The organism is Microcoleus sp. B4-D4, from assembly GCF_036705185.1.
Classification (GTDB): Bacteria; Cyanobacteriota; Cyanobacteriia; order Cyanobacteriales; family Microcoleaceae; genus Microcoleus.
On record NZ_JAUBTX010000008.1, the window covers coordinates 107,560 to 132,408 of the forward strand.

The window sequence follows — 24,849 nt, forward strand, 5'->3', positions numbered from 1 at the left end:
TTCCTCGGATTGTTTAGGACTGAAGTTCTCACGACAAGCCGAAGAAAATTAATCACATTATTCTTCTTCGGTTTCTATAATAGCATCGCGATCGAGAATTAGTAAATTGCGAAGTTGGTCTGTGTCGAGTTCGGTGAGCCAGTTTTCGCCAGCGCTGACTACTTGCTCGGCGAGAGCTTTTTTACTTTCGATCATATCGTGAATTTTCTCCTCTAACGTACCCGTGCAGACAAATTTGTGGACTTGCACGTTGCGAGTTTGGCCGATGCGAAATACGCGGTCAGTTGCCTGATTTTCTACTGCGGGATTCCACCACCTGTCATAGTGGAAAACGTGGGTAGCCCTGGTTAAATTCAAACCGGTGCCGCCAGCTTTTAAGGATAATATCATAATCGGCGGGCCTTGCGGATCGTGTTGGAAGCGATCGATCATTTCTTCCCGCTGCTGTTGCTTAATTCCGCCGTACAGAAACAAAATTTCTCGCCCTAAATGCTGTTCTAGATGAGGTTTCAGGAGTTTTCCCCATTCAGCAAATTGAGTGAAAATCAAAGCCCGATCGCCCTCAGCGACAACCTCTTCCAACATTTCCACCAACCGCTGCAATTTCCCCGATTCCTGACTCTTAATTTCCAATTCTTTCGGGTTTTGTTTAGCTGTCAAAAGAGCCGGATGGTTGCAAAGTTGCTTGAGTTTTACCAGCAAAGCCAGAATCATTCCCCGGCGCTGAATGCCTTCGGCTGACTCTAAATTAGCGATTGACTCTTCGACTATTTTCTGATATAATGCTGCTTGCCCAGCAGCCAGACTGCAAAATACAGTCATCTCCTGTTTTTCCGGCAAATCTTGGATGATTTCTTTGTCAGTTTTCAGGCGGCGGAGGATAAAAGGCCGAACGAGCGATCGCAAAGTATGCAATGATTCTCTATCTCCATATTTCTCGATCGGAATAGCAAATCGGCGCTGAAAGAAATTGCGCGGCCCCAAATATCCCGGATTGAGAAACTCCAAAATTGACCACAATTCTTGCAGTCTATTTTCCACCGGAGTTCCCGTCAGCGCAATTCTAAAATCTGCCTCGATTTGCCGCACCGCCTGCGACTGCTTAGCCTCGGAATTCTTAATATTTTGCGCTTCATCCAAAACCAATCCTTGCCATTTAGTGCTTTGAATTTCCTTCGCATCGCGAAACACCAGCGCGTAACTGGTAACTATTAAATCCTTCCCCTTAATTGCGGCCGCAAATGCTTTGCCTTTAGCACGTTTGTCTCCGTGGTGTAGCAATACTTTCAGCGTCGGCCCAAATTTCTTGACTTCCCGCTCCCAATTGCCCAATACCGATGTCGGACAAACCAATAATGTCGGCGCTTCTAGAGAATTTTGTTCTTGCAAGTGCAGGAGGAAAGCAATTAGCTCGATCGACTTTCCCAAACCCATATCGTCCGCGAGACAAGCACCTAAACCCCAGCGTTCTAAAAATGCCAACCAGCCAACTCCCAATGCTTGATAAGGCCGCAATTCTCCCCGGAAACTAGCCGGAGTCGCGATCGCACTTACGGCCTGATTATCGCTTAAAGTATTCAACAATTCCTGAAGTTGACCCGTAGCTTCAAAATTCACCACAGGCAACTTTTCAATAGTCTGAGAATCGCCCGAAGCCAAGCGCAAAGCATCTTCCAAAGAAAGAGTCATTTGGGAATTGCGACTAGCAAAAAAAGTTTTAGCAGCCTTCACATCGGTTGCGCGCAACTCCACCCACTCACCGTTAATTTCCACCAAAGGCGAATTCAGCTCTACCAGCCGATCGAATTCTGCCTTAGAAATGCGCTGTCCGCCGATCGTCAATTCCCACTTAAAACTTAGCAGACTTTGCAAACCCAGCCCACCCTTCGCCGGATTTGCTTTCGGAGTTTCCGCCTGAATGCTCAAACCCAAACGACTCGCCCAACCATCAGCCTTTGTCAAACTAGGCGGCAAAACAACGCCCAACCCGCTATCAGCAAATCGCCAAGCCACAGACTTAATAAACTCGTAAGCTTGCAGCGGATTTAATTGACAAGATTGAGGCCGCTGTGCTTGCAAACTCGGTTCAATTAACGGATAAAGTTTTGATGCTAAACCCAACCCTCCCAGCAAAGTTTCTTGTGGCAATTCGATTGTCCGCCCCGCATAAGCAAAACGTTCAACAGAATTGTTCCAAACAGTTGTTGCGTCTACCAAGAAATCAGTTTCATCTACTGCTTGCAAACAATAATTTAAACTCCAGTTAACTTTACCCGGAGACGGCGGTATCAGTTGAAAGCAGGTGCGAAATTGACTTTGTTGAGATAGTTGGTTTTGCAGCGGTGCAGTCCAAGCACTCAGCTTGTTTCCCAATTTTTCCAATGCTGCTGATTCTACTTGCACGACTCCAGATTCTTGTTGCAAAGCTTGCAGCCATTCGCGGGTTGGAGAAAGTGTTTTGATTTCTAAATTTGAGCCAGCAGCCGTTAGCGCAGCCCTCGAAGACGATCGCACTTCACTATCTACAATACTGCTCAAAAACCCCAAAACCAACTCCTGCGCCCCCACCGGCAAATCCACCGCAACATCCCGTACCTTACTTTCTGGCGAACCTTCTTTTATTACATCCGTTACATCCGCTACAAAATCCGCTGCCGAACCTTCTTCCTTCTGATAAGTTCGACAAGCCGTCGGCATTTGCTTAGAAAAAGTAGCGAGACGGAGAATATCTGTCGAACTGTCTAACAAAGGTTGCCATTTAGCAATAGCCGAACCATCACATTGCCTCTCCAATGCCGGCAAGAATTTGCACCTAGCCAACAAATCCAAACTCCACCTAGAAAGATGCGACCAAAAACGCAAATCCGAGCCGACAAAAAAATCTGCTTCTGTGCTATTTAGCGGCAGCGATTGCAAAAAAACAAAAGTGGCTTGAGGGTTGAGCAAATAACCCTCAACTTGCCAGGGATAAAGATAAATTTCATCGATTTGGGCTGGTTCCTCTAATGCTGCGGCTGAGTGCTGCGGCATAATAGTTGCGTTGGATTCCGAGATTTTGGTGGGAAGCGCGATCGCCCGAACTTGCCTCTGAATCGATAAAATTTCCGTGGGAAGGGCTGCCGCCGTCGTTTTGGACGAACTCCGAGTTTTCTTAGTTTTCTGCTTAATTTCTGCGGTTTCGGGTAATTGCCAGTTGAGTTTCCCCGACTGCTGCAAAGAATTTAGAACAGTATTCAACTCCGCCTCAGTCATTGCCAAAGGATTATGCGGAATCATCTCAGATTCAACAATATCGATCGCCCCAATCTTCCGCCAAGTTTCCCCCCAAATAAATAAGCCGCTTTTTTCGTTATTTAGTAGCCAACTGCCGTGTAAAATCGCCATTTTTAAATCCTAATATTTTTATTTAATTCCGAGACTTTCTGCCTAAGTTTTGTCTTAAATTGTGAATAAGAGAACTGTGGCAATACAAAAATACGAAATATCAGAAATATAGTGGTTCTCAAGCGCGGTGAGGTATGCCCAATGCCCAATGCCCCATGCCCCATGCCCAATGCCCCATGCCCCATCCCTCCGCTTCGCTCCGCCCAATGCCCAATCCCGGATGGTTGACCCGATCGCTCCCAAGTCCCAATCGAAAACTCATCGTACCATCTAGAGCAGGCGTTTGGGGGGGCGATCGACCGGGCGAACAGACTCCAGAATCTGCAAAATTGAGAGTATAAATGCTTACACATCCAGCGCCACGACTCGATCGACCGCACCAAATAATCTCTCTCTTTTGGCATTGGACTCTCAAACATCCTGTGGTAGTGTTACGATCCCGACAGAGAAAGAATGTGGTAGATAAGGAAGCAGTCCTACATGGTAGAGATAGACAAGTCAATATCCTTCGATGGAAGGGATATTAGACTGAAGATTGGTTTACTGGCGCCTCAAGCAGGCGGTGCAGTTTTGATTCAGTCGGGTGACACGGCCGTTTTAGTAACGGCCACTCGATCGCAGGGGAGAGAAGGAATTGATTTCCTGCCTTTGTTGGTGGATTACGAAGAGAGACTGTACGCAGGCGGTAAAATTCCCGGTGGATTTTTGCGCCGGGAAGGGCGTCCCCCAGAAAAAGTGACTTTGACTGGGCGTTTGATCGATCGCCCGCTGCGCCCGCTATTCCCAAGCTGGCTGCGAGATGACATCCAAGTCGTAGCCACAACCCTGTCGATGGACGAACAAGTACCGCCGGACGTTTTGGCGGTAACGGGCGCTTCAGTAGCGATCCTGCTGGCGAAAATGCCGTTTTACGGGCCGATGGCTGCGGTGCGAGTTGGTTTGGTAGGGGACGATTTCATCATCAACCCAACCTACAGCGAAATCAAAGAAGGCGAGTTGGATCTCGTGGTAGCAGGTTCTCCAGACGGAGTAATCATGGTGGAAGCCAGCGCCAACCAATTGCCGGAACAGGATATCATCGAGGCGATCGACTTCGGCTACGAAGCAGCCTGCGACTTGATTCAAGCCCAGCGCGAAATTATGGCAGAATTGGGCATTGATTTGGTGGTAGAGGAAAGACCATCGCCAGATATGGCCTTGGAAAACTTTATTCGCGATCGCGCCCAAGAACCAATCCGCATCATTTTGTCAAGATTTGAAAAAGACAAAACAGTACGGAATGCGGCTTTAGACGAAGTGAAAGCCAATGAAGTCGAAGCTGCGATCGCCGAACTCGCCGAAGACGATCCGATCAAAGTAGCTGCAGGTGCCAACAGCAAGACAATTGGCAACGTTTTCAAAGACGTTACCAAAAAAATGATGCGGAAGCAAATCATCGAAGATGGCGTTCGTGTAGACGGCCGCAAGCTAGACGAGGTGCGTTCCGTTTCTTGTCGCGTAGGCGTGCTGCCGTCGCGAGTACACGGCTGTGCGCTGTTCAATCGCGGGTTAACCCAAGTCTTGTCCACAGCTACCCTGGGAACCCCCGGCGACGCCCAAGACTTAGGAGACGATTTGCACCCGCAGCAAGACAAACGCTACTTGCATCACTACAATTTCCCGCCGTTTTCCGTGGGAGAAACTAAACCGATGCGATCGCCCGGACGCCGAGAAATCGGTCACGGAGCCCTCGCAGAACGCGCCCTAGTCCCAGTTTTGCCATCAAAAGAAGATTTCCCCTACGTAATTCGCGTAGTCTCCGAAATCCTTTCTTCCGACGGTTCAACATCAATGGGTTCAGTGTGCGGATCGACACTAGCATTAATGGATGCAGGCGTTCCCCTTTCCCAACCCGTCAGCGGCGCGGCAATGGGATTAATCAAAGAAGGCGATGAAGTCCGAATTTTGACAGACATTCAAGCAATTGAAGACTTCTTAGGCGACATGGACTTCAAAGTAGCCGGTACCGACACCGGAATTACTGCTTTGCAAATGGACATGAAAATCAAAGGTTTGCCCTTAGATGTCATAGCCACCGCCATCCGCCAAGCAAAACCCGCCAGACTGCACATTTTAGAAAGAATGCTAGCAACCATCGACGCTCCCCGCAAGGAAATGTCGCCGTTTGCACCGCGTTTGTTAACCCTGAAAATCGATCCAGAATTTATCGGTTTGGTAATTGGGCCAGGTGGCAAAACAATCAAAGCCATCACCGAAGAAACCGGTGTCAAGATTGACATCGAAGACGACGGAACCGTGACAATTGCCGGTAACGACAGCGAGAAAGCTCAGCGGGCTTACAATATTGTCCAAGGCATGACGCGGAAGTTGAATGCTGGAGACGTGTATGTCGGCCGCGTAACTCGAATTATTCCGATCGGCGCTTTTGTAGAAATTCTGCCAGGAAAAGAAGGAATGATTCACATTTCCCAGTTAGCGGACTACCGCGTTGGGAAAGTGGAAGACGAGTTAGCAGTGAACGATGAAGTGATTGTCAAAGTGCGAGAAATTGACACTAAAGGTCGGATTAACTTGACCCGTTTGAACATTCATCCCGACGAAGCGGCAGCCGCCCGCGAAGCGTTGAATAAATAGTTTAGGGTTGGTAATTGGTAATTGCTTATAGAGTAATTGCTAATTGCTAATTGCTAACTGGTGATTAGTAATTGCTAATTGCTAACTCGTGATTAAATCTGATTGTTTCAGATTTGGGAGTAGGTGCGCGACAGCGACAGATCGACAAAAGTGCGATCCTCTTCGAGGGCTGCGCTAACGGCTGTGGAAGTTCATACAGTCGCGCACTTTCCCCTCTGCGGTTTCAACCGCAACTACACAATCGATCGCAACTGTGATTCAAGAGTGACAATCTTCGATGTACCCGTTATAGCCGCAGGATATCTTCTATAACAGGGGCAGTTCTATTTGAAACAGAGAACCTTTCCCAACCTCGCTACTTACCGTTAGATGTCCGCCGTGAGCTTCCACAATTTGCTGGGCGATCGCCAATCCCAACCCAGAGCCGCCTTTCTTCCGTGTTCGTACCTCATCAACTCGGTAAAATCGATCAAAAATGTGTGGCAAATCTGCCTCTGGAATGCCGATTCCCCTATCTTCTATTTGAATTAAAATGCGATGAGATTGAGTCAATAACCGCAGCCACACTGTTCCTTCAGGTAAGGTATACTTGCACGCATTGGTGAGTAGATTAGTGATAGCTTGTTTTAATAAATCAGAATTGCCTTTGATCATAACTCTCTCTTCAGGCAGTTCTAAATGAAGGTTTAAATGCTGGGCAACACCCTGTATTGATGAAGTGGCGATCGTATTTTTCAACAGGTCATTCAAGTGAATCGATTGAAGCGAGTTTGCGTCTAACTGTCCTGCCTGTCGTGCTAAAAACAACAGATCGGTCACCAACCGATTCATCGACTTAGCCGTTTCAGCAATCTTTTCCAATCGAGAGTGCTTAGGCTTCCCGGCATCGACTGGGCTGAGTAAGCCAACCTGGGCATTGCTGAGTATTGTGGCAAGCGGTGCCCTTAGTTCGTGGGAAGCATCAGACGTAAATCTTTGCATTTGGGCATAGGCATTTTGAATGGGTTGCATTGCCAATCCGCCTAAAAACCAGCCTACTAGACTAATCGCGCCCAGGGTCAAGGGCAGTGTTACCACCATCACAATCAGTAACTCTCTCAGTGTTTCCTGAGCATCCGTCAATGGGATAGCAATCTGGAGATAGCCAATCGTGCGTCCTTTGTGCTCAACCGGAAGGGTTAATTGTCGCAGCCACTCGGGGGGAGACTGAATGGTTTGAAACGCCGCGATCGCCTGAATCCGATCCGAGGGCTGCGTTCCATAAAACTGTTGCAGTTGTCCAGTCGCTGAATACCAGCGGGCGTAAACAACTTCACTGTCAGAGGGAGGAGAATAATTCCCAAGAATCGGAACGTTACTCAGATCGATGTGTTCTTTTCCCTGCCGCAAACCATAGTCAATATTGGCAGTCATGACTCTTGCTTTTTTGTAGAGTAGTCGATCGCTCTCTTCTAAGCGGTTAACCGAGCGCTGGTAGTAAATGATCCCTGCAAAAATGATCAGAATAGCCCCCATCGAGAGCGTAAACCAGTGGGCAAGATTGCGGCGGCTGCGATTAAACATCTGGATTCAAGCGATATCCCATACCATATACGGTTTCTAGCCAACTGACAGCACCTATCATCTGCAATCGCTGCCGCAGACGACGCACTAGGACAGTAATCGCATTACTCTCCGGTTCGCTGCCCCACTCCCACAAGGCTTGTTCAATTTGGCTGCGGGAGAGTACCTGACGAGGATGGCGCATCAGATACTCTAGAAATAGAAATTCACGAGTCGATAACTGCAGACTTTGCTCCCTCCGTTCAATAGTCAGCGTTGATAGATGTAGAGTCAGATCTTCAACCTGTAAAGTATCCCCTTTCCAAAGTGGCGATCGTCGTCCCAATGCCCGCACCCGTGCCAGCAGTTCAAACACATCGGCAGGTTTGATGAGATAATCATCTGCTCCAGCGTCTAAACCGCTAATTTTGTCAACAATCGCATCTTTGGCAGTCAACAGCAACACTGGGGCCGTTTTTCCCAGACGGCGGTATTGCTGGCATAAGCTTAACCCACTGACCTCTGGTAATAACCAATCCAGGATCAACAGATCGTAGTCCCGCTTGGATAAAATCCACTGGGCCGTCGCCCCATCTTCTACACCATCCACAATATGTCCTGCCTCAGAGAGAGCAGCTTGAAGTGGCTCCAGTTGATCTACATCGTCTTCTACCAGGAGAATTCGCATCCGTCTCACCATTGTTCGGCAAATTGTATGTATGGTAGAGAAGAAATTTAGGAAAAGCCTCCATCACAGGTAAGATTTATGCCAATCTGTTGCTAACTAAAATGTTAGTAGTTTCTCCCGATTATTTCGAGCAATCTAAATCTCAAATCCAACATTTCAATGGCTTTACCTCGCTTCTTACCACTTCTACACCGCGCTGCCTGGGAATTATGGATACCTCTGCCTTTGGTAGCAGCCTTATTCTGGACTACAGGTAACTTCATCGCTGCCCACACTCTAAGCCGTCCGTATAACTCTGTCCACAAACTCCAGGCAGATAAACAGTTAAATCGGAGATTACCAGTAACAATCTTGAGCATAAATGCAGAAATCGATCGCAGCGTCGGTGTTACCACTATTTTTGTCAACACCAGTGACTCAACTTTAAAGAAGTTGGAATACGAGTTTCCAGTAACCCAAACCAGTCAGGCCGAAGCAGCGATCGCCCAAGAATTAGCAATGCCGGTTGAAAATGTCCGCAAATTGATCAGCTACCGGATTAAGAACTAAGCGGTCGGTCGAAAAATTGCTGCACAATTGGCGAGTGGGAAATAGATCGAGTGCCGCCGATCGCAAGCATGGATTTAGTGCCTGTTATGAGAAGGATTAGAAATTGTGTCTTCTCTAAGATCGATAGGCTCAATTCGAGTTTGAAGCCAGGCAAAGACAACCGCAACTCCCAACAAAATGAGCGTTGTGCCTGCTACCAGTTGCAACATGATACTGTAACGCATAGCCCCCCATTAAGCTAAATCAAAGTGTTCCATGTGAACGTTCGTGACGGGAACCTTTAGTTCAAATAACGCCCGCTCAACGGCATCCATCATCACCGGAGCCGCACAGACAAAGTAATGCCGACTGCCCCGATGAAGAGGAATGTATTTTTCCAATAATGCTTGGTCAACATAACCTGTGTCACCTGCCCAATCGTCATGAACTTTTCGCAACACATAGACGATCGATAAATCTAATTTTTCCTTTAAAGCGTCTAGCTCTTCTTGATAGGTCAGGTCGTCCCAGGAGGAAGCCGCGTAGATTAGCAAAAAGGGGCGATCGTCCTTTCGTTGGGCCGCGGTCAACAGGATGCTGAAGATCGGTGTAATCCCCACTCCACCAGCAATCAACACAAAGCCAGCGCTGTCCCAATAGCGCTCGGTCGTAAATACCCCATAGGGCCCATCCAAATACGCTCTCGTTCCCGGTTGGACATCTTTGATGCCTTTGGTGAAATCTCCGATCGCTTTGATACCAAACTCGATGCGATCGGCGCGATCGGCACTAGACGACATCGAAAACGGATGTTCTCGCATACTCAACGGGGTAATATTCAGCGTCAACCAGGCAAATTGACCGGGTTCAAAGGTAAAGCCTTCATGTCCCAAGGGACGCAATGCCAGCGTCCAGACATCACCCCGTTGGGGCAGCACTTCCTCTACCACGTAGGGCTTTTTAGTCATCAACCAGGGTTTGATCAAACGCACATAAATGATTAGCCAGAGCGAGATGAGAATAATGCCTCCCCAGAGCACAGCTTTCCAGAACAAGCCTAAATAATTGCCAACGGCGAGGGCATGTGCAAAGCCGAACCCCAGTGCCACCACTGCCAGAATGGTGTGAGAGGCTCGCCAGGGTTCGTAGGGAATCTTGAGTGGTTTGCGCCAGATAGTTGTCACCACCATTGCCAGAAATGCCAGTGTACCCAAGACTGCCATCCGCGCCCGCCAGGGTGCCTGGGGAAAGTTGAGTAGTTGCAGGGTTTCCGGTTGAGCAATAAATAAGATAACTGGATGTACCAGCACCATGAAAAATGCCACCAGTGAGGTATAGCGATGAAACTGCAGCAGGATATCAATCCCGTAAGAGGTTTCGATCCGATTGACGCGGGCCGTCAGGATAAATTGCAACGCCATCATCGCCAAGCCAATAAAGCCCAGTGCTACCGAAAACTCAGTCCAGAATCCACGTCCAGAGGGAGCCGGATGCAATAACAGCACCAACAGGGGAAATAGAGTCAGTGACAGATACCCTACAATCCAGAGAACAGCAACTGCGCTCGGGCTATGCATTAACAACCTTCTCATAGCAAACTCCTAGACGATTATGGTTGGGATGCGAGTTGAAACCGTCGGTTTACTTCTTCCCAGTTGACCACATTCCACCAATTGGTCAGATATTCAGCGCGGCGATTTTGGTAGCGCAGATAATAAGCGTGTTCCCAGACATCGTTGCCCAGGATTGGGTATAAGCCTTTGGTAAGCAATACCACCACCTTCCATGCCGACATTACTGCGTATCTGCAAACTGGCAACACCGTACAAAGCTTGTTGGACAAACCAAAAGCCCAGGAAGAAAATTGCCGGATACGGAAAATTGTTAGAAAGAAACCTAGCGGAACCAAGGTCAGAATTTTAGCGTGAGGAAAGCGAAGAATGTACACTCCAAGGACGCCCGCTATCGCCCCACTAGCTCCCAATGCAGGCACCGTAGACTGCATTGAGAAAAACCACTGCGCCAACCCTGCTAAGGCTCCACAAAGCAGATAGAAAATCAAAAACTTGATATGTCCCAACTGGTCTTCGATGTTGTTGCCAAATACCCACAAAAACAGCATATTCCCACCCAGATGCAAAAAACCTCCATGCAGAAACTGCGAGGTAATGAGTGTCATCGCTTGAAGTAGAATTTGTGCGAGATCACCACTTTGAAAACTGGTAGTTAATTGATTCGGAACAACCGCATAGGCTTGTACAAAACTCTTCAATTGCGGAGCCGATAAACTTGCCTCATAAAAAAAAATAACGATGTTGATACCAATTAACCCATAATTGACGTAAGGAGTAATTCGGGTAGGATTGTTGTCGTGAAGGGGAACCACAATACTTCTTCCTTGTATGGATATCTGTTAAAAAGGCTGGTTGCCCACGCGAAACCAGTGGTAACCGTACCCTTTGAGATGAATTTTATGAGATGAATCTACGATCGCCTCATCCGGCCGATCTTCAAACAAATCAATCAAATATTTGTTAGCATCCTCTTTGAGTGTCAATGTTGCTGTACAGGCAGCTTCGGCCAGATTATGTACGGCAATAACCACCCTGCCCTCCCACTCACACCGATGGGCAAATACACTGGGGTGATTCGCCTCCAAGATTTGCCATGCGCCCCAACCAAACTCAGGGCATTCCTTCCGCACGCGGATGGCGCGTTCCATCCAGTTGAGCAACGAGTCAGGGTTTCGACGTTGAACCTTGACATTCAAATGCTCGTAGCTGTATTCGCCTTCGGAAATAACAGGAAGGAGGAGTTGATCGGCCGCGGCCGTCGAAAATCCACCATTGGGCGCACTCGACCATTGCATTGGTGTCCGAGCCGGATCGCGCTCGTTCAATGATAAGTCATCACCCATACCCAATTCTTCGCCATAGTTAATCACTGGCGTGCCTGGTAGGGTTAGCAGCAAACTATAGGTTAGTTGCAGTCGCTGAATATCGCCGTTGACCATAGGAGCAAATCGACGACGGATACCGCGATCGAAAATCCACATTCGATCGCGATCGGGCGCAAATGCCCCTGCAATTTCGTCTTGCTGAACATTGGAGAGTTGATCGAGCGACAGTTCATCATGATTGCGAATAAAGTTTGCCCATTGCCCAGTGGGGGGGAGATCTGGCAATTCTTTAAATGCTTCAATTAGTGGAGTTGCCGTTTCCTGTGCTAGGGCAAGCATTAAATGTTGATTTCCCCAAAAGTTAAACAGCATTTGCATCCGGTTGCCATCCCCAAAATACCTGGATAGTTCTTCGGGAGGTTCATTGGCTTCTGCCAGCAAAATCGCATCTCCCCGTCGCCAGGAAAGAAAATTCCGCAGTTCATCAATGTAGATGTAAGGATCGTCGACTCGCTCACACAGGTTATCAGCCTGTCTCAGTTCAATGAGATAGGGAGCGGCATCAATCCGAAACCCAGATACGCCCAACATCAACCAAAACCCCATGATTTTTTGAATCTCTATCCTGACTTCAGGATTAGTAATATTCAAGTCAGCCTGATGGTCATAGAACCGATGGGCATAATAGGCTTCTGCTTCTGGTTGATATGTCCACGTCGCTTTCTGAAAACCCGGGAAGATAATACCTTCTAACAAATCCTGCGGTTTCTCTTTTGACCACAAGTAGTAGTTCCAGTATTTGGAGGTTTTATCTTTACAAGCTGCTTGAAACCAGGGGTGCTGATCTGACGTATGGTTGACAACCAAATCAACAATAACCCGGATTCCTCGTTCTTCTGCCCTATGGGTGAATGCAACAAAATCTCCCAATGTTCCTAAACGAGGATCGATGCTGTAGTAATCCATCACATCGTACCCATTATCTTTATTGGGAGATGGATAGAAAGGCATGAGCCAGATGCAGGTAACGCCCAACCCAGACAGGTAATCAACGCGCTCAGTCAAGCCTGCAAAGTCACCAATGCCATCACCATTCGCATCCATGAAGGTTTTGACATCGATGCAATAGATGATGGCATTTTTGTACCAGAGATCCAGCATTAGAATTACCCATTCAACTGATAAAAGAACAGGTAAAGCAATCGCTTGAGCGATCGTAATTCTCTACCTCTTTTAAATTTGAAGCCCAAAAGTGATCAGAAGGTGACAGGTTCAAAAACTTACTCAGCGAGTAATGCGAAGAATCTTGTCCTGTTCTGGTGGGCAAGTGCCGCGACCATCACAATTACTGGTGGTCACATACAATTCCCCATCGGGGCCCATAATCGCTTCTCTGAGCCGTCCCTGCTGCCCCTGCAAATACACTTCATGCTGCTGCACTTGACCCGATCGAGGATCGATGACAATTCGCTGCAATTGCTCTGCCCGCAGTCCTGCAACTATGAGGTTGCCTTTCCATTCAGGAATCGCATTACCTGTGTAGATGGTGGCTCCTCCGGGGGGTAATGCCTGCTGCCACACGATCGCAGGGGTGACTAATCCTTGCTGTGATTCGCAGCGATAGATAGTGGGCCAGCCCAAATTATCACCTGCCCGGGCAACACTGACTTTATCGTGTCCCGATCGCCCTAACTCGCCACTGGGGCCATGATCGCTGACCCACAGAGTCGATACATTCACCCAATCAAACCCCTGAGTATTGCGAATTCCCAGGATATAAACTGGATTTCCTGGGAAGGGATTATCAGCGGGTACCTGGCCATCAGGGGTGACGCGCAAAATCTTGCCTGCCAGACTTTTGACATTCTGAGAAAGGTTTGGATCTCTGGCGTCTCCGGTGCCAATATAAAGCATCCCATCGGGACCAAACCGAATCCGTCCGCCGTTGTGGAATTGAGCAACGGGAATATTGTCAACAATGGTGCGATCGCGGGTTGCACTCAACCCATCCTGGGACAACTGCCAGCGTTCCACACGATTGACTGGAGTGCCATTTTGGTTGGCGGTGAAATACACATAAAAGAATCGGTTATTGGCAAAATCGGGATGAGCGGCAATGCCCAGTAATCCACCTTCACCGCGATCGCTGACATTGATGGTGGCGATCGCTTGGGGGCGCAGCTTGCCATTTTGCACTAGCCGCACCTGTCCCGATCGTTCAGAAACAAGCAGATCGCGGTTTGGTAAGAAGGCAATCCCCCAGGGAACATCCAGCCCTGTCACCACTTCCTCCACCCGTACACTCACCTGCCCCTGCGGACCAAACCCGTCTTCCACCAATTTGCAACTGGCTGGCTGCTGGGCAGTTTGATTAGTTTGTGCCTGTTGCGCTTCACTACTGATTTGGACAGAAGCCGGTGTTTCGCGCACCTGTGGCTGGGGAGAAGTGCAGGCAACTAGACCCATGATGCTCAACATTAGCCTACTTTTAAGAATGTTTGTTCGTTTCATGCGTTTTTACCTGCTAATTGCTTTTGAGCTACGCTGCAATTTTCATCAATTTTTGTGCAATCAAATAAAACAGCTAACACCGCTTATCCAACTGTTCACATTACTTTTTCTTGTAGACACGATCGATCGTCGTTTAATCACTTTTGAGCCGAAAATTTGCCGACAATACAAAGCCCCGATCTAGAAATCCAGTGCTTCTAACCATTCAACAACATGATGGCTATTGTGCAAGATCGTGTAGATTTTGTCATCTTGCAAAAGGCTGAATCTCGTTTCTGGATTATCTGTGCGGTTGTCTGATTGGCGATCGAAGCGCTCATGTATTGATTTCAGGAGTGACGCGGATTTGGTAGATGCTACCTCAACTGCAAGCAATGGTTCGTTTTGGTTTGATTATCCTGCAAACCATCGAAGCATGGGAACCTGCTCTCAGTAATTAATTGGAAAAATGTGGGAATTGTCACCTTTGAGTCACATTTGCTGTTGACGCTAAGAGTAGACCTTGATTGTCAACCCTTTCCTAAATAGATTTTTGAGGATGAACAGTTCACGTTTCCAGCAACTCTTTTTAATTTCTGGTATCGCAGGAATTTTAATTCTTCTGAGTGTCGGATTTTTGGGCAAAACGGAAATGGGTTTACGCCTGGGTGTCGTTACAAATTCTACTTGTTGAGAAGCTAAAACTGTGAATAGATTAGAGAACACTGCACTGGTAGAACGTAACGAACCCCAAACAGGGACTCCAAAACCCTCTATTAGTCTAATTGATGCGATCGCCTTGATTGTCGGGCTAGTAATCGGCGCAGGCATTTTTGAAACCCCTGCTCTGGTCGCTGCTAATGCTGGAACGGTTGGTGGTGTCATAGGAGTCTGGCTGATGGGCGGTGTTGTGTCATTGCTGGGGGCACTTTGCTACGCCGAATTGGCAACGACATATCCCCATGTCGGCGGCAACTACTACTACCTGAAACGGGCATTTGGGCAACCGATCGCGGTTTTATTTGCCTGGGCACGCATGACCGTGATTCAGACTGGATCGATCGCGCTGCTGGCATTTGTGTTTGGCGACTATGCCTCTGAGCTATTTCGACTAGGTGGCTACTCGCCTGCAATTTACGCCGCAGTCGCGATCGCCCTGCTCACAATGCTGAACATCATTGGACTGCGCCAGAGTAAAGGCCTCCAGAACTGGCTAGCGGTGATACTCGTTTTAGGCTTACTGCTGGTTATCGTGGTTGGTCTGGCATCCTCCCCTGCTTCCGTCGGGCCGCTTCCCTCCGATGCCTCTCCTACCTCTTCCTGGGGCTTAGCGCTGGTCTTCGTGCTGCTGTCCTATGGTGGTTGGAATGAAGCCGCTTACATTTCTGCCGAAATTCACCACCCGCAGCGCAATATTGTGCGATCGTTCCTCTGGAGCATTGGCATCATTACAGGACTTTATCTGCTGATTAATCTGGCATATCTGCGGGGATTGGGTATCGCAGGCATGGCAGACTCTCAAGCCGTTGCATCAGATTTACTGCGGCGAGTGCTGGGTGAACCAGGAGCCGCGTTTGTGAGTTTACTGGTTGTGACCGCCACGCTGGGGTCGATCAACGCCAGCATCTTTACGGGGGCACGCAGCAGCTTTGCTCTGGGGCAGGATCTGTCTGCGTTTCGTTGGTTGGGACGCTGGCACCCGCATCCGAGTTCACCCACAACCGCTTATTTATTGCAAGGTGCGATCGCCCTGACGCTGATTGGGCTGGGAACCTTCACCCGCAAAGGATTTGAAACAATGGTGGACTACACTGCCCCCATCTTCTGGTTTTTCTTTTTGATCAGCACCCTGTCGTTAATTGTTTTACGCATTCGAGAACCCGATCGACTCCGCCCGTTTAGCGTACCGCTTTACCCGATCGTTCCCATAGTGTTCTGCGCCATTTGTGGCTATTTGCTCTATTCCAGTCTGGTCTATACAGGCATCGGCGCGATCGCAGGGGTCATCGTTGTTCTACTGGGTATTCCCTTTGCCCGTCATACTACATAGCAACTTTTTTTGGAGATTTACGATCGTGCAACTCAAAACCATTAGGCAATCATTCTTTGTTGGCGTTAGCATTCTCAGTTTTGCTGCGATCGGCTGTACCCAACAACGTAACTTTGAGACAGTGGCTCCAACTCCGGCTGCCGCATCCCCAACTAATTCTGTTTCCGATGTGGCTCAAGCGACTCCTAGCCCCACAACACAAGCTCCAACCCGTGAACCCGATGTCGTTTACGTTCCAACGCCTGAACCGGTTGTGAATGAAATGCTGCGGCTGGCAAACGTGCAGTCCAATGACGTGGTTTACGACCTGGGTAGTGGCGACGGTAGGATTGTGATTGCAGCCGCTCAAAAGGTTGGCGCGCGGGGCATTGGTATTGACATCAACCCAGAACGCATTCGAGAAGCTAACGAGAACGCCAAAAAGGCTGGCGTGACCGATCGCGTCCAGTTTCGTCAGCAAGATTTATTCCAAACGGACTTCAGTGAGGCAACAGTTGTCACGCTATACCTACTGCCAGAACTCAACGTAAAACTGCGCCCCAAATTACTCAGTGAATTAAAACCAGGTACGCGCATTGTGTCCCATGAATTCGATATGGGCGACTGGAAACCTGAGCAAGTAGTAAAAGTGGGCGAGAGAACAGTCTACTACTGGGTTGTACCTGAAACTCCTCCTGCTAATTTGAAGAAGTAGTGAGACTATTGCAGCTTGAGGAGTCAGACTCTATATACCTGGCACGTCGATCCGATCGACGTGCCAGGTCAGCACTCAAACTCACGTTAAATAACCGCAATACAGTCAATTTCAACTAATACATCCTTCGGCAAACGCGCCACCTCCACACAAGCGCGCGCCGGTGCAGTTTCCGCATCAAAATACTTGGCATAAACCGCATTCACAGCGGCAAAATCATTCATATCTTTGAGGAAAACCGTAGTTTTTACCACATCCAACCAAGTAGCGCCGGCTTCTGTGAGAATTGCTTCGAGATTTGCCATAACTTGTTGGGTTTGTTTGGCCACGTCGTCGGTGTAGACAATATCGTTTAGTCTAGTGTCGATCGCAATTTGACCGGCTACAAACAGCATAGTGCCCGTTGCGGCGATCGCTTGATTGTATGGGCCGACGGGTGCGGGTGCTTTGTCAGTACGAATAATTTTGCGCGTCATAGATGTCACTTTTTGGGATAATTTTTCGGAGGTTTCTTGATTGTAGATTTCTCCATCTGGCATTATCGCACCAGTGAAGTCTGCATTCTCAATACTTACTGCATAAATGTTTGCATCTGTCAAATCTGCTTGTTTCAGGTTGGCTCCATCCAGGTTTGCTTTAATCAAATTTGCTCCTTGCAGATTGGCTGCTTCGAGACTTGCACCTTGCAGGCTAGATTTTTTGAGATTTGTCCCTTGAATATCAGCTCCAACCAGATAAGCTTCATCCAAATTCACCCATGATAGGTTAGATTTAGATAGCTTAGTCAACTGAAGTTTAGCTCCCTGTAAATTTGCGCTTTGAAGCGTCACACCAGTTAGGTCTGCCCGACTTAAATCAGCTTTAGTCAAGTCTGCTTGGGTCAAGATTGCACTACTTAGGGTGGCTTTACTTAGGTTGGCCTCAATCAATAAAGTTCTAGTTAAATTTGCACTACTCCAGCTAGCACCGCTAAGGTTTGCCTGATTTAAGTTAGCATCCCAGAACTTGGAATGATTGAAGCACGATCCGCTTAAGTTAGCACCGCTAAGGTTTGCCGAAATCATATTTGGTGAATTTCCCTGTGCCCCACTCAAATTTGCTTTTGTCAGATTTGCCTTACAGAGATTTGTATTGTGAAGGCTTGCCTTGGTCAAGATTGCCTCACTCAAATCAGATTCAGATAAATCAGCACTGTTTAGCTCTATTCCACTCAGCTTGGCACCTTTGAGGTCTACCCCTCTCAGCATAGCTGAATGAAATTTTCGTTCACCTTTAGCGTATCTTTCTAAAAGTTCTTTAGCGTCCATTCATAACCTCCCTGTCGTCACGTCCCAAAAATCACTATACCATCCGCGCGAATCCGCCTGCACTAGCGGTTTTGCGGATGGATGATTATCGGATTCCATACCACAGAATGACCCGTCAAAGAACGTCAGCCAGCAATAAATTTCATAGCAACACCATTCATGCAGTAGCGTTTCCCAGTAGGTGCAGGGCCGTCATCAAATACGTGACCCAAATGCCCGCCGCAGCGATGACAATGCACCTCAATTCTAGTCCCAAACAGCGAATTATCTACCGATGTGCCGATCGCCCCTTTGATCGGTTCATAAAAACTTGGCCAGCCAGTACCGCTATCAAATTTGGTTTTCGACGAAAAAACTGGCAAATCACACGCAGCACACGCATAAATCCCCTTCCCATATTGCTTATCGAGAATGCTAGTGTGAGAGCGTTCAGTGCCGTGTTTTCGCAACACTTCAAACTGTGCCGGTGTCAAAATTTTGCGCCACTCTTCCTCGGTTTTAGTAATTTCAAAAACACCCTTAGAAGCGGCCATAACATCAGAATTTCCAGGCAAACAGGACGATAACCATGCCATGCTTACTGTGGCTAGACCCGCTTTCAAAAATAATCGTTTTTTCATAATCCATCCACTTACTAATCTAAACTACCAGTCATATCGTTTCCGGTTGCACCGTCAGGTGTTTTAACCGCAGAGAACACAGAGGACACAGAGGGAGAGAATAGAGATTAGAGTAATTCCGATGCTACCGGATTTGATATCACGTTCAAAAATTTATGCTTGATTTGTAACTTTTTCAATCGCCTGTTCTTGGATATAATACCAATTTTGCTTGCAGCATCAGGTGATGTTAACTGTTAACTATTAACTGTTAACTGTTTAAACAATTCCGATGGCATCGTAATTATTCATCTCTATCTTCTCTCTCTGTGCCCTCTGCGCCAAGAGCGGTTAAAACACCTGACGATACAACTGGAAACGATATTACACCTACAAGTATTACAGTTAATTAACCCGATCGCACAAAAGTCCTGTGAGAGTTTAGCCCCCACAGGACTCCTATATTTTCAAACATCAACCGCCTAAGCCATAGCCGGAGCACCAACAACCTCACCCTTCAACATCCGAGAAGCAGCATCAAGCAACTGTTCCTCCAAATAAGGCTTGGTGAAATAGCCCTTCGCGCCCAAACCGTAAGCCATTTGGCGGTGTCTGTCAGCACCGCGAGAAGTCAACATCGCGATCGGCAATTCGCACAAAAGCGCATCCTTCTGCATCCGAGAAAGCAGCTCCAAACCGTCCATGCGCGGCATCTCAATATCGCAAAACACGATATCGCAAGGCAGGCCAGACTTCATCTTTTCCCAAGCCTCCTTACCGTCGCGAGCCTCCTCAACCCGGTAGCCGGCTTTCTCAAAAGTAATCGACAAGAGCGATCGCACCGTAATCGAATCATCCACAATCAGCACAGTAGGCTCAGTCTTCTCAACCTCCGCCTCCGCAGCCGCCCGATCGCTCTCATCCCAAAGCGTACCGCCAGCTTCCTTCTGCAGCCTGCCGGTAGCCAAATCGATCAACTCTAGAACGTCCGCAATCGCCACAATCCGACCATCCCCGAGCACCGTAGCACCCGCAATCCCGATCGGCTTCGGCACCGGCCCCTCCAACTGCTTGATCACAATTTCCTGTTCAGTCGAAACCTGATCCACCTGCACCGCCAAGAAATTGCCACCAGACCGGAGCACGATCACCGAAATCATGTCATCGTCAGTATTAAACCCGTAAACACTTCCCCGGCCCAAATGGCGGTTGTAAGCCAGCAAATCCCGCAGCGGCCGGAACGGCAAAATCGAACCCCGCCACTCAATGCAGGGTAAACCATCCGCCCCCGTCGTCACCTGATCGCGGGGCACATCGATCATGTCCTCCACCCCATCCATCGGGAAAGCAATCCGAGCCCGATCGCTAATGCAAGTCAGAGCCTTAGAAATACTCAACACCAGAGGTAAACGGATGGTGAATACAGTCCCCTTGCCGATCGTCGAATCGATCGCCACAACCCCTCGAATCTCCTGCAAAGAAGTCCGCACCACATCCATCCCAACCCCGCGGCCGGCATACTCCGTCGCTTGTTCCTGAGTGCTAAAACCAGGCATAAACAGCAAATCGTACACCTCCGAGCGAGACATCCTCTGAGCCTGAGCAGCCGTCAACAAACCCTGCTTAATCGCCTTAGCCTTCACCTTTTGCGGGTCAATTCCCGCCCCATCATCAGAAACCGAAATCACCGTTTGATTTCCTTGGTGAAAAGCCCGAATCGTAATCCTGCCCATCCCCGGTTTCCCCGCCGCCAAACGCACCTCCGGCGGCTCAATCCCGTGAGTAATCGCATTGTTCACCAAATGAGTCATCGGGTCATAAAGCTGATCCACAATCATCTTGTCGATCAAAATATCCTTACCCTCAACCTGCAACTGAGCTTGCTTACCGCACTTAATCGCAATTTCTCGCACCGCCCGGAACAACCTGTCCGTCGTCTCAGCAAACGGCTTCATCCGGGCCCGAGTCAAACCTTCCTGCAACTGAGTCGTGACTTGTCGCAATTGGCGAGTCACCTGATCCGCCTCATCCACCAAAAACTCAATATCCGCCGCCGACTCCCGCACCCGCACGATCAGCTCAATAATCTCCTGAGCCAAACTGTGGAAAGGAGTAAACCTGTCCATTTCCTCCGGTTTCCAGGCACCTTCCCGGTGGTTAGTAACCTCCTCCGAGCGCCAAGGCGACGAAGAAGCTCGGTGTCCCTGACGGTTTGCTAGCAAAGCAATCTCCAAAAGACTCCGCTCGTAGAAATCCTGAGTCCGCTGGCTCACATCGCTCAGCAGCGTCACCTGGTGCAGCAAATTGTCCAAAAACTGCCGCATCCGTTCTTGATCCTGCTCCAAACTGTTGCGGTTGACCACCAGTTCCCCCATCAAATTGCTGAGGTTGTCCAGTTGCTTCACCGGCACCCGCATCGTGTGGTCGCCGAACCCGCCAGCCCGAGCAGTACGTCTGGGTCTGTTAATCGCCGACGGCACAATATTGCCTTCCCCTTGGCGGCCGCCCCCGTCCTTGGAATCTTGCAGCAATTTTTCCAAATCGCCAAACTCGTCATCGCTGGCTTGATGGGAATTGGACGCAGCAACACTTGCAGAACTTGCCAAGGAATCGGGAATTTCTGCAAGTGTTGCACTCTCGCTGAGCAATTCCTCAAGATCCGAGAAAACCTCAGTGTTGACCGGACTCGAATTTTTCCCCCCAGATGCTGAAGCCGTAGCCGTAGCACCCCCTGCAATCAACAGCGCTTCTAAATCATCAAAATTGTCTTCATCGTCCTCACCGTCGGATTCATTGCCGCCAAAAAAGTCCGCCAGCGAGCCCTCTTCCAAATCCGAGGCATCCACAAGATCCGATTCGTCCTCAGCATCCCACAACCCAGATGTCAGTTCCGAAGTCACCAAAGGCCCTGCATCGATCGAATCCAACAAATCATCAAAACCCTCCAACTCATGAGTATTCAGAGTCGCCCCAGTTTCCAAAGCCGCCAGCAAATCATCATCGCCATCAAACATAGCCGAGACATAATCTGGCGACAGAGGCTCAAAATCCGTACCCCCAAAATCCCTTTCCAGAGCCTCAAACAAATCATCCCCACCGCCAGACTCTTCATCTGCGAAAGTTTCAGGTAGAGCAAACAAATCTGCATCGGTAGCATCCAACAAACTATCTGCTGGCCCGGCCGACAACTCCTGTAAATCTAAAGCAGCATCCTCATCTGCGACGGACAAACCAGCATCCGCCGGGCTCAAAAGCTGTTCGCCAAACATATCCTCCAACAAATCAAAAGTGCTATCCCCATCAGGCTCGAAACTTGAAACATTTTGAGGGAAATTATCCGACATCGCCTCAAAATCAACCTCTGCCAAATCGGCCAAATCCCGATCGTCCGGGGCCACAGCAGCGTCGAAAAACTCGATCGCCCCATTACTAGAGGAAGCTTCCCCATCCCCACTCAGCAATTCTGCATCTTCATCTAAACTCTGCAATTCTTCGCCAACCAACCCCGAAGCCTCCCCGTCATACTCAGTACCCGTAGGTACCGAACCAAACAGATCTGCCAAATCCGCCGCCTCCTGGGAAGTAACCGTCCCAGCAGAGCGATCGAGCCCATCATCATCATCCCCAGAAATCAAGTCTTCCTCCATCGAACCAAACAGCGCATCCAAATCCGTATCGCCCATATCTAAGCTTGCCGACTGCAAAGATTCATCATCCACACCGAAAACATCTTCCAGCCAATTTCCATCCTCAGAAACATCTAAATCAGAACTTGAAGTTAGATCCAGAACACTCTCAACGTTTTCATTTTGCGGTACGGCTGCATTGCTCATAAATCGATCGTCCTCACTGTCTCCACCTTCACCTTCAGAATCCAAATAACCAGAACTGATACTCAACAAATCTGTCAAATCGGAATCCGAAGCCCCCGAAGCCAGAACATCAAAATCATCCAGAGAAGAAACTAGACCAAACGTTTCAGCATTCCCCGAATCATCGTCACCGCCGACAGCAGACTCGATCGACCCAGCATCAAAAACCTCAGCATCAAAAGCATCCCCGTTCGATATCGCAACCAAGCCCGCCTCCTCCGAAACACCCAAATTACCAAACAAATCATCCAAATCAGTGTCCCCGGCAACATCCAGAGAAGATTGAGCAGCCACCTCATCCAAAAACGTACCCAAAGCATCCTCATCTGCCAGCGCCCCAGCTTTCTTGGCCCTCTGCTTCCGCTGACCCAAACCGCTTTCTCCACTTGCTGCAAACTGCTTGGAAGCCAGCCCCTGCCTCAAATCTGCATTTTCCTCACCCGCAGCGACTCCAGAACCGTCAGACTCCGCCGACATCAAATCTTCCCCAAACAAACTGTTAAGATCGTCCATCAGATTTTCGGTATCAACTTCCAAATCTTCCACAGTCTGTTCATCAAACAACAAATCAGTAAAATCGCCCGAATTGTCATCATCATCATCATCATCATCCGACCCCAGCATTCCCTCTGCAGCCATCCCATTCGACTGCGCGTAATCCAAATCTTCTTCTTCTTCCCAAGCACCCTCAAGATCTGGAGACTCGCCATTAAACAAATCAGCCAAAGTATTGAGTTCCGCCACCCCCACTTCAGGGCCGCTGCGAGCAGAAATTCTCAAAGAATCAGTCTCTATATCTGACTCTAGGAACCCTTGAAAATCATCGAACTGCGGCGATCGACCCTCACTGACATCATTGCCTTCGGTAGTATCCAATTGATCGAACAACTCATCTATATTCAACCCAGAAACCGTCGGTAGTAATTGTTCGTCCGAACCAGAATCGCCTAACCCAGCCCGCTTCCAAGCGGCATCTTCAGCAGAGATCCAATTTCCGCCGGCACTACTCGGTTGAGCGAAGGCCAGCAAATCCTCAAAATCGGTTTCGGGAACCCGAGCCTCGGGCATCAGCGACAGAAGTTTTTCGCTAGGCGCGATCGAATCAGACAATCCCGAAAGCACCAACTCCTGCGCTTGTTTGATATCCTTAATCACAGTGGGAGCCAAAACCCGGTAAGTATTTTCTGGATTGGCGATCGCCTCAGACACCACAGCCATCAACTCGATCCAGCCGGGAAGCTCAAATTCCTCCCCCGCCATTCTCAAATTCCGACAAATATTCTTGAGCTGCCGCCTGCTTTCATTCCCCTCCGGCTGTTTGAACTCCTGCAGCATTTCCCGCATCCTCGCGGGCACATCCGAGTCAAACACCAAATGCAGCGCACTGTCTTCTGTTTCTGTCGAATCAAAGTCGTAAACCGCCCCCGAACCCGCCATACCCCTCTCCGAGCCAAACGCCCCCGCCCCCATCCCAGCCAGAACCGGTTGAGGTAACGACAGCGGACTGCTCTGATCTACATCCCGTCCCGAGTGTCCGACAAGTCCCCCCAAATGCCCGTTGAGTTCATCAAACACCGGCTCCAACTCTCGAACCATCTGTTCGCCCATCTCTTCCGTCAGCCCAAAAGGCCCCGAAAGTTGCTCCAACAACCCTTGCAACGTATCAAAAATTCGCAGGAACAGAGATTCTAGCTGTTGGTCTACCTTAACGCTGCACTCTTTTAAAACCTTAAAACTATCCTCTAATCGGTGAGATGTTTGCTGAATGCTCGTCAGCCCCAGCATTGCCGCACCTCCCTTAACAGAGTGAGCGGCCCTAAATACTTCGTTAACCAGTTCTGGGTCTTCGATCGTCGCCTGCAGATTCAGCAAACCTTGTTCGATCGTATTGAGATGGTCTTTTGCCTCCTCAATAAAATAGCCCATTATCCTCTGTTGTTGTTCTGGCAGCATAGTTTTATTCCTGATTTTAATCGTTATTGTATTGGGTCTATTTTAGCTAGCGGGCGCGTGAATCCCCACTTCATAATTTTCAATTTGGGGTGGGATGAAAGCCTGGTCGATCGAGGTTGGGATGTTGACCATTTTGCTTCGCAACCGGAAAATATCTGCACACTGCGTAAATATTCTGTTAGATTAATTGACACTCTCCGGCGTGAACG

At 48.7% G+C, this 24,849-nt stretch carries 15 protein-coding genes; 4 read left to right on the forward strand and 11 right to left on the reverse strand.

Translation table 11 applies throughout. From position 1 onward, the window contains the following. Nucleotides 1-57 precede the first annotated feature (57 nt). Nucleotides 58-3,384 (reverse strand): DEAD/DEAH box helicase, encoded by a 3,327-nt coding sequence (locus QUB13_RS09835; RefSeq protein ID WP_333380329.1) that lies wholly within the window; start codon nucleotides 3,382-3,384, stop codon nucleotides 58-60. A gap of 118 nt (nucleotides 3,385-3,502) precedes the next feature. Continuing rightward, nucleotides 3,503-3,799, reverse strand: a complete 297-nt coding sequence (locus QUB13_RS09840) for a hypothetical protein (protein ID WP_333380330.1) — start codon at nucleotides 3,797-3,799, stop codon at nucleotides 3,503-3,505. Between the two features lie 65 nt (nucleotides 3,800-3,864). On the opposite strand from QUB13_RS09840, the gene QUB13_RS09845 reads away from it, so the two are divergent. After that, entirely contained in the window at nucleotides 3,865-6,018 is a 2,154-nt protein-coding gene (locus QUB13_RS09845) for a polyribonucleotide nucleotidyltransferase (RefSeq protein ID WP_333380331.1), read from the forward strand. A 306-nt stretch (nucleotides 6,019-6,324) separates the two neighbouring features. On the opposite strand, the gene QUB13_RS09850 is transcribed toward QUB13_RS09845, so the two are convergent. Both QUB13_RS09850 and rppA read right to left on the reverse strand, forming a co-directional pair. Next, complete coding sequence (locus QUB13_RS09850; protein WP_333380332.1) at nucleotides 6,325-7,581, reverse strand: sensor histidine kinase; 1,257 nt, start codon at nucleotides 7,579-7,581, stop codon at nucleotides 6,325-6,327. After that, on the reverse strand, nucleotides 7,574-8,248 hold the full coding sequence (gene rppA / locus QUB13_RS09855) for a two-component system response regulator RppA (RefSeq protein ID WP_333380333.1): 675 nt from the start codon (nucleotides 8,246-8,248) through the stop codon (nucleotides 7,574-7,576). The genes QUB13_RS09850 and rppA overlap by 8 nt, the downstream gene beginning before the upstream one ends. A 159-nt stretch (nucleotides 8,249-8,407) precedes the next feature. Here rppA and QUB13_RS09860 point away from each other — a divergent pair, with 159 nt between their 5' ends. Then, nucleotides 8,408-8,797, forward strand: a complete 390-nt coding sequence (locus tag QUB13_RS09860; protein WP_333380334.1) for a hypothetical protein — start codon at nucleotides 8,408-8,410, stop codon at nucleotides 8,795-8,797. A 233-nt stretch (nucleotides 8,798-9,030) separates the two neighbouring features. On the opposite strand, the gene QUB13_RS09865 is transcribed toward QUB13_RS09860, so the two are convergent. The 4 genes from QUB13_RS09865 to QUB13_RS09885 all read right to left on the reverse strand — a co-directional run bounded on the left by QUB13_RS09865 (nucleotide 9,031) and on the right by QUB13_RS09885 (nucleotide 14,186). Next, nucleotides 9,031-10,368: a ferredoxin reductase family protein gene (locus QUB13_RS09865; RefSeq protein ID WP_333380335.1), complete on the reverse strand. Its 1,338-nt coding sequence runs from the start codon at nucleotides 10,366-10,368 to the stop codon at nucleotides 9,031-9,033. A 17-nt stretch (nucleotides 10,369-10,385) separates the two neighbouring features. After that, nucleotides 10,386-11,162, reverse strand: a complete 777-nt coding sequence (locus QUB13_RS30430; RefSeq protein WP_442922151.1) for a rhomboid family intramembrane serine protease — start codon at nucleotides 11,160-11,162, stop codon at nucleotides 10,386-10,388. 27 nt (nucleotides 11,163-11,189) lie between these two features. After that, entirely contained in the window at nucleotides 11,190-12,836 is a 1,647-nt protein-coding gene (locus tag QUB13_RS09880) for an alpha-amylase family protein (RefSeq protein ID WP_333380336.1), read from the reverse strand. Nucleotides 12,837-12,959: 123 nt separating this feature from the next. Continuing rightward, nucleotides 12,960-14,186, reverse strand: coding sequence for a PQQ-dependent sugar dehydrogenase (locus QUB13_RS09885; RefSeq protein WP_333380337.1), 1,227 nt, complete (start codon nucleotides 14,184-14,186; stop codon nucleotides 12,960-12,962). Nucleotides 14,187-14,871: 685 nt separating this feature from the next. Between QUB13_RS09885 and QUB13_RS09890 the strand changes: the two genes are divergently transcribed. Both QUB13_RS09890 and QUB13_RS09895 read left to right on the forward strand, forming a co-directional pair. After that, entirely contained in the window at nucleotides 14,872-16,215 is a 1,344-nt protein-coding gene (locus QUB13_RS09890; protein WP_333380338.1) for an APC family permease, read from the forward strand. A gap of 25 nt (nucleotides 16,216-16,240) precedes the next feature. Then, nucleotides 16,241-16,909 (forward strand): class I SAM-dependent methyltransferase, encoded by a 669-nt coding sequence (locus QUB13_RS09895; RefSeq protein WP_333380339.1) that lies wholly within the window; start codon nucleotides 16,241-16,243, stop codon nucleotides 16,907-16,909. Nucleotides 16,910-16,995: 86 nt separating this feature from the next. Here QUB13_RS09895 and QUB13_RS09900 read toward each other — a convergent pair whose 3' ends face one another. From QUB13_RS09900 to QUB13_RS09910, 3 genes are all read right to left on the reverse strand, one after another. Beyond that, on the reverse strand, nucleotides 16,996-18,216 hold the full coding sequence (locus QUB13_RS09900; RefSeq protein ID WP_333380340.1) for a Rid family detoxifying hydrolase: 1,221 nt from the start codon (nucleotides 18,214-18,216) through the stop codon (nucleotides 16,996-16,998). A 125-nt stretch (nucleotides 18,217-18,341) separates the two neighbouring features. Further along, entirely contained in the window at nucleotides 18,342-18,836 is a 495-nt protein-coding gene (msrB, locus tag QUB13_RS09905; RefSeq protein WP_333380341.1) for a peptide-methionine (R)-S-oxide reductase MsrB, read from the reverse strand. A gap of 461 nt (nucleotides 18,837-19,297) precedes the next feature. Further along, nucleotides 19,298-24,640: a hybrid sensor histidine kinase/response regulator gene (locus QUB13_RS09910; protein WP_333380342.1), complete on the reverse strand. Its 5,343-nt coding sequence runs from the start codon at nucleotides 24,638-24,640 to the stop codon at nucleotides 19,298-19,300. Nucleotides 24,641-24,849: the final 209 nt, after the last annotated feature.